General features: G+C 61.3%; 6 protein-coding genes. 4 read left to right on the top strand and 2 right to left on the bottom strand.

Going from position 1 to position 6,732, the window contains the following annotated elements:
* The 4 genes from DK391_RS37555 to acnA form a co-directional block, all read left to right on the top strand.
* A partial coding sequence (locus DK391_RS37555) for a citrate/2-methylcitrate synthase (protein WP_275426845.1) occupies positions 1–459 on the top strand: 459 nt, incomplete at its 5' end.
* A gap of 102 nt (positions 460–561) precedes the next feature.
* Positions 562–1,059, top strand: coding sequence for a hypothetical protein (locus DK391_RS37550; protein ID WP_109483068.1), 498 nt, complete (start codon positions 562–564; stop codon positions 1,057–1,059).
* A gap of 24 nt (positions 1,060–1,083) precedes the next feature.
* The gene (locus DK391_RS37545; protein WP_109483067.1) at positions 1,084–2,535 is read left to right on the top strand and encodes a bifunctional 2-methylcitrate dehydratase/aconitate hydratase; all 1,452 of its coding nucleotides are present in this window, start codon (positions 1,084–1,086) and stop codon (positions 2,533–2,535) included.
* Between the two features lie 50 nt (positions 2,536–2,585).
* Complete coding sequence (gene acnA, locus DK391_RS37540; RefSeq protein WP_109483066.1) at positions 2,586–5,303, top strand: aconitate hydratase AcnA; 2,718 nt, start codon at positions 2,586–2,588, stop codon at positions 5,301–5,303.
* 84 nt (positions 5,304–5,387) lie between these two features.
* Here acnA and DK391_RS37535 read toward each other — a convergent pair whose 3' ends face one another.
* Both DK391_RS37535 and DK391_RS37530 read right to left on the bottom strand, forming a co-directional pair.
* Positions 5,388–5,969 carry a lytic transglycosylase domain-containing protein gene (locus DK391_RS37535; protein WP_239483064.1) on the bottom strand — a complete coding sequence of 194 codons (582 nt, stop codon included), beginning with the start codon at positions 5,967–5,969 and terminating at the stop codon, positions 5,388–5,390.
* Positions 5,969–6,721, bottom strand: coding sequence for a TadE family protein (locus tag DK391_RS37530; protein WP_239483063.1), 753 nt, complete (start codon positions 6,719–6,721; stop codon positions 5,969–5,971). The genes DK391_RS37535 and DK391_RS37530 overlap by 1 nt, the downstream gene beginning before the upstream one ends.
* Between the last annotated feature and the right edge of the window lie 11 nt (positions 6,722–6,732).

Below are 6,732 nucleotides of genomic sequence, written 5' to 3'. Positions count from 1 at the left end.
GCCAACGAAGTCGCCTTCGAGATCCAGTCGCGCTACCAGACGCCGGACGAAGCAGAAGCCGATATCCGCCGCCGCGTTGAAAACAAGGAAGTCGTGATCGGCTTCGGCCACCCTGTCTATACGATCTCCGATCCGCGCAACAAGGTCATCAAGGACGTCGCGAAGAAGCTGTCGAAAGAAGCGTCGAATACGCAGATGTTCGACATCGCCGAGCGGCTAGAAAGCGTGATGTGGGACGCGAAGAAGATGTTCCCGAATCTCGACTGGTTCAGCGCCGTGTCGTATCACATGATGGGCGTGCCGACGGCGATGTTCACGCCGCTGTTCGTGATCTCGCGCACCTCGGGTTGGGCCTCACACATCATCGAGCAACGCATCGACAACAAGATCATTCGCCCGAGCGCGAATTACACGGGTCCGGAGAATTTGAAGTTCGTGGCGCTAAATAGGAGAAAATAGCGTCCGCTGTGCGCTCTCGGGGCGCGTGCAGTACCCCGTCGGTTGCAAAGTTGTAACCGTGCACTGTTTACACTCTGAAATTAGATAGAAAGGTTCTCATCCATGAAAAAACTGCTGATCGCTACCGTTATTGGCGCTCTGTCCTCGACACTGCTGGTGACGGCGCCCAGCGCGTTCGCACAAACGTCGTCCACTACGACGACCCACGCCAAGCCGAAGGCACCGCAGCCCAAGCGCCTGATCAAGCGCAAGCCGAATCCGGCCAAGGAAGCCAAGGTCGATCCGGTGCCGGAAGGTTCGGAAAAGTGGTCGTGCAATGAAGGTCTGTCGTTCGATCTGAAGGGCGACATGAAGCGCGACCAGATCGTCACGGTTCACTGGGGCAACAAGAACTACAACCTGCCGCGTGAAGCCACGACGACGGGCGCAGACCGTTTCCACGACGCAGCCAGCGGCATGGATCTCGTCGTGATCCCGAGCAAGGCCATGCTGTTCTCGGACAAGGACAGCTCGCGTCTGGCCGACGAGTGCAAGACGGCTGCAATGGGCGAAGGCGCACCGGCGCCGACGCAGTCGAACGCCATCAACAAGGCTCAGTAACACGGGCCTGACAGGGAAACCTCGATGTCCGCACCGATCTCCAACGTCCGGCCCAATCCGGACACAGTACTGGTCGATATCGTCGACTATGTGCTGGATTACAAGCTCGAGAGCGATCTCGCGCTGGAGACGGCGCGCAACTGCCTGATCGACACGCTCGGCTGCGGTCTCGAGGCCCTGTCCTACCCTGCCTGCACCAAACTGATGGGACCGATCGTGCCTGGCACGGTTGTCCCGAACGGCGCGAAGGTGCCCGGCACGCCGTTCCAGCTGGACCCGGTGCAAGCCGCGTTCAATATCGGCGCAATGATCCGCTGGCTGGACTTCAACGACACCTGGCTCGCGGCCGAATGGGGCCATCCGTCCGATAACCTCGGCGGCATTCTCGCGACAGCCGACTGGCTCTCGCGTACCGCCATCGCGAACGGCAAGCAGCCGCTCACGATGAAAGACGTTTTGATCGGCATGATCAAGGCGCACGAAATTCAAGGCTGCATCGCGCTCGAAAACTCGTTCAACAAGGTCGGTCTGGACCATGTGCTGCTCGTGAAGCTCGCTTCCACGGCCGTGGTCGGCCAGATGCTCGGGCTGACGCGCGATGAGCTGATCAATGCTGTGTCGCAGGCGCTTGTCGATGGACAGGCGCTGCGCACCTATCGCCATGCGCCGAACACGGGCTCCCGCAAGTCCTGGGCAGCAGGCGACGCCACCTCGCGCGCGGTTCGCCTCGCGCTGATCGCGAAGACGGGCGAGATGGGCTATCCGTCCGTGCTCACCGCGAAAACCTGGGGCTTCTATGACGTGCTGTTCAAAGGGCAGCCGTTCCGCTTTCAACGTCCGTACGGCTCGTACGTGATGGAAAACGTGCTGTTCAAGATTTCGTTTCCTGCCGAATTCCACGCGCAGACGGCTGCCGAAGCGGCGATGTCGCTGCACGAACAGCTGCGCGCGAGCGGCCGGCGCGTCGACAACATCGCGAAGATCACGATCCGCACGCACGAAGCGGCGATCCGCATCATCGACAAGCAAGGCCCGCTGAATAACCCGGCCGACCGCGATCATTGCATTCAGTACATGATCGCCGTGCCGCTGATTTTCGGACGCCTGACAGCCGCCGATTACGAAGACGACATCGCGCGCGACCCGCGTATCGACGCGCTGCGCGAAAAGATGCAGTGCGTCGAAGACCCGCAATTCACGCAGGATTATCACGACCCTGACAAGCGCTCGATTGCGAATGCGCTGACAATCGAGTTCTCCGACGGATCGAAGTTCGACGAGGTGGTGGTCGACTATCCGATCGGTCACAAGCGCCGCCGCGCCGAAGGCATTCCCCTGCTGGTGGAGAAGTTCAGGACGAATCTCGCGCGGCGCTTTGCGGCGAAGCAGCAACAGGCGATCCTCGACGTGTCGCTGGACCAGGCGAGGCTGGAAGCCATGCCGGTCAATGAATACGTCGATCTGTACGTCATGTGAGTTCAGAAACGTAGCAACGTCATTTCCTCGAAAACCCCAGGAAAATTACCATGGCCCACAATCTCCACAAAACACTCAAGGAATTCGACAGCGGTTCCGGCAAAGGCAAGTTCTATTCGCTGCCGCAGCTTGGTAAGGCGCTGAACGTCAAGATCGACCGGCTGCCCGTGTCGATCCGCCTCGTGCTGGAATCGGTGCTGCGTAACTACGACGGCAAGAAGATTTCGGAAGAGCATATCGAGCAACTCGCCAACTGGAAGCCGACGGCTTCGCGCGTCGACGAAATCCCGTTCGTGGTTGCCCGCGTCGTGCTGCAGGACTTCACGGGCGTGCCGCTGCTCGCCGACATCGCGGCCATGCGCGGCGTCGCGCAGCGCTCGGGCAAGAACCCGAAGTCGATCGAGCCGCTGGTGCCCGTCGATCTCGTCGTCGATCACTCGGTGCAGATCGCCCACTTCCGCGAGAAGGACGCGCTCGACCTGAACATGAAGCTGGAATTCAAGCGCAATAACGAGCGCTACCAGTTCATGAAGTGGGGCATGCAGGCGTTCGACACGTTCAAGGTCGTGCCGCCGGGCGTCGGCATCGTTCACCAGGTGAACCTGGAATACCTCGCACGCGGCGTGCACAAGAAGTCCGAAGGCGACGACACCGTCTACTACCCGGACACGCTGGTCGGCACGGACAGCCACACGACGATGATCAACGGCATCGGCGTGGTCGGCTGGGGCGTGGGCGGCATCGAAGCTGAAGCCGGCATGCTCGGCCAGCCGGTGTACTTCCTGACGCCGGACGTGGTCGGCGTGCACCTGAAGGGCAAGCTGCGCGAAGGCGTGACGGCGACCGACCTGGTGCTGACCATCACCGAACTGCTGCGTAAAGAGAAAGTGGTCGGCAAGTTCGTCGAGTTCTTCGGCGAAGGCACGCGCTCGCTGTCGCTGCCGGACCGCGCGACGATCGGCAACATGGCGCCGGAATACGGCGCGACCATGGGCTTCTTCCCGGTCGACGAAAAGACCATCGACTACTTCAAGGGCACGGGCCGCACGGACGCCGAAATCTCCGCCTTCGAGAACTACTTCAAGGCGCAGGATCTGTTCGGCATTCCCGATGCAGGCGCAATCGACTACACCAAGGTCGTCACGCTCGATCTGAGCACGGTGGCACCGTCGCTGGCAGGCCCGAAGCGTCCGCAAGACCGCATCGAGATCACGCACGTCAAGTCGACCTTCACGGATCTGTTCTCGAAGCCCGTCAACGAAAACGGCTTCGCGAAGAAGGCCGTCGATCTCGACACGCAATACACGACGAGCAACGGCGTCGACGTGAAGAACGGCGACATCCTGATCGCCGCCATCACGTCGTGCACGAACACGTCGAACCCGAGCGTGCTGCTGGCGGCTGGTCTGCTGGCGAAGAAGGCGGTCGAAGCGGGTCTGGAAGTCGCGCCGCACATCAAGACGTCGCTGGCACCGGGATCGCGCATCGTCACCGAGTACCTGACGAAGACGGGCCTGCTGCCCTATCTCGACAAACTCGGCTTCGCGCTGGCTGCGTACGGCTGCACGACCTGTATCGGCAATGCGGGCGACCTGACGCCGGAACTGAACGAAGCGATCACGAAGAACGACATCGTCGCGGCAGCTGTGCTGTCGGGCAACCGTAACTTCGAAGCGCGCATTCACCCGAACATTCGCGCGAACTTCCTGGCCTCGCCGCCGCTGGTGGTCGCTTACGCGATTGCGGGCAACATCACGCGCGACCTGATGACGGAACCCGTCGGCAAGGGCAAGGGAGGCCGCGACATCTACCTCGGCGACATCTGGCCAACGAGCGAAGAAGTCAACGCGCTGCTCAAGTTCGCGCTGGACGCAGACGCTTTCCGCACGAACTACGCGCAGCTCACCAAGAAGGGCGATCTGTGGAGCAAGATCGAAGGCGAAGAAGGTCAGGTCTACGACTGGCCGAAGTCGACGTACATCGCCGAGCCGCCGTTCTTCGGCAGCGACTTCTCGATGGAACCGGCTGCGAGCATCGCTGCTGTGAAGGGCGCGCGCGCACTGGGCATCTTCGGTGATTCGGTGACGACCGACCACATCTCGCCGGCTGGCTCGATCAAGGAAGACTCGCCCGCAGGCAAGTGGCTGAAGGAAAACGGCGTGCAGAAGGCCGACTTCAACAGCTACGGCTCGCGCCGCGGCAACCACGACGTGATGATGCGCGGCACGTTCGCCAACGTCCGCATCAAGAACCTGATGATCCCGGCGAAGGCAGACGGCACGCGTGTGGAAGGCGGCCTGACGATTCACCAGCCGAGCGGCGAACAGATGCCGATCTACGACGCCGCGATGAAGTACATCGGCGCGGACACGCAGACGGTGATCTTCGCTGGCGAGGAGTACGGCACGGGTTCGTCGCGTGACTGGGCTGCGAAGGGTACGCAATTGCTCGGCGTGAAGGCCGTGGTGGCACGCAGCTTCGAGCGGATTCACCGTTCGAACCTGGTGGGCATGGGTGTGCTGCCGCTGCAGTTCAAGGGTTCAGATAGCGTGCAGTCGCTGAATATCACGGGCGAAGAGACGTACGACATCGAAGGTCTCGGCGACGATTTCAAGCCGCAACAGGAAGTCACGCTGGTGATCCATCGCAAGGATGGTTCCGAGCAGCGCGTTCAGGTGCTGTTGCGCATCGATACGCCGATCGAAGTCGATTACTACAAGCACGGCGGTATCTTGCCGTTCGTGCTGCGTTCGCTGCTCGCAGCGTAAAGGCTGTTTTTGCAGGTGCTGCGTTCTCTTTGAGGACGCAGTGACTTTTAGAGGCCCGGTTCATGCCGGGCTTTTTTTTGGTCCCTACCGCGTGTAAGCCGACACGCGCTCCAGCACACGCTTTACGTATTGCTGCGTCTCGGCATACGGCGGCACAGCGCCACCATACTTCCTCACAGCCGCTTCACCGGCGTTATAAGCCGCCAGTGCGATCGATACATCGCCGAACATGGACAGCAAGGTATCCAGCAGTTTCGTGCCCGCGACAATGTTCTGGTAAGGATCAAACAGATCATCCGCGCCTTGCGCGCGCCCCGTCTCCGGCATCAGCTGCATCAAACCTTTCGCGCCTTTGGGCGATACCGCTAACGGATTGCCACGCGACTCGACGTCGATAACAGCCATCAGCAGCGCGCGATCGACACCTACACGCGTCGCGATGTCATCGACAACGGGTGCCCACGCAAGCACTTTGGCCTGCGTGCCGCGTGCGGCCAGACCCGCACCCAGCTCGATGATCAGAGGCTGATCCGCGTCCGCATCGACATTCACGGATTTCAGTCCGCCCACCAGCATCTCGACCCGTCCTGCTGCGTTTGTCGTGCCACTGACGCAGCCCAGCACGCAAGCGCTGAAGCCCACGACAAACCACGCCACACAACGCATCAACGCCGCGTCTCCAGATCAGGATTACCATCAGGATCCAGACGGAAAGCGGACTGCATCCGTACGACAACCTCCGATTCCAGCGCGACCGGCCAATGCCCGCTTCGCCATCCATCTGCAAGCGTGGTCTTGCACAACGTGTCCGGCTGCCGCGGCGAGCCATACGCATCGACGTCCGCATCTGCGGGCTCGCGCGAAAACACGCCGTCCGCCGCAATATCGCCGATCACGTTCGTCGCGTAGTACAACACCTTGTTCGCGACAGGCACGACCAGATCAAAGCAATAGCGCACGCGCAGCTTCAGCAGATTCGCGTCCTGCACGTTCACGCCCGATTCTGCGCCATGCGTCGTGTCGCGATACATCAACGTGTCGTTAGGAATCTCATCGTGCGTCGTGCCTTCGGCTGCGTACAAATGCGGCCGCGCGAAGTCGCGCATCATCGCCGCCGTCGGGCTGAGAATGTCGATCGACGCGCCATCCGCCGTCGCACGTTGCGCGGCAAGCAGCGCCGCCTGCGCGCCCGTTGCATCGGCACTTCGCGCATAGAGTGGCGCGAGTCCACGCGCCAGCCCGGCCTGCATCGCGTTCATCGAACCGTGATTGACGGCCCCTTCGCGTGCGGCCTCCAGCACGGCGACATCGAGCGTCGATTTCGCCTGATACAGCAGCACCATCTGCACCGTGACGAAGCCGAAGAACAACAACAACGGCGCGACGACAAGAAACTCCGTCATGCCCTGCCCTAGCATCCCGCGTTTGC

The sequence above is a fragment of the Paraburkholderia sp. C35 genome (assembly GCF_003121405.1).
Lineage (GTDB): Bacteria > Pseudomonadota > Gammaproteobacteria > Burkholderiales > Burkholderiaceae > Paraburkholderia.
Note: the sequence above shows the minus strand (reverse complement) of the source record. Positions and strands in the feature narration are given on the sequence as shown.

Excerpts from the sequence above, each read along its gene's own strand:
- DK391_RS37550 (WP_109483068.1), top strand. The coding sequence starts at position 562 with ATGAAAAAACTGCTGATCGCTACCGTTATTGGCGCTCTGTCCTCGACA.
- DK391_RS37545 (WP_109483067.1), top strand. The coding sequence starts at position 1,084 with ATGTCCGCACCGATCTCCAACGTCCGGCCCAATCCGGACACAGTACTG.
- acnA (WP_109483066.1), top strand. The coding sequence starts at position 2,586 with ATGGCCCACAATCTCCACAAAACACTCAAGGAATTCGACAGCGGTTCC.
- DK391_RS37535 (WP_239483064.1), bottom strand. The coding sequence starts at position 5,969 with ATGCGTTGTGTGGCGTGGTTTGTCGTGGGCTTCAGCGCTTGCGTGCTG.
- DK391_RS37530 (WP_239483063.1), bottom strand. The coding sequence starts at position 6,721 with ATGCTAGGGCAGGGCATGACGGAGTTTCTTGTCGTCGCGCCGTTGTTG.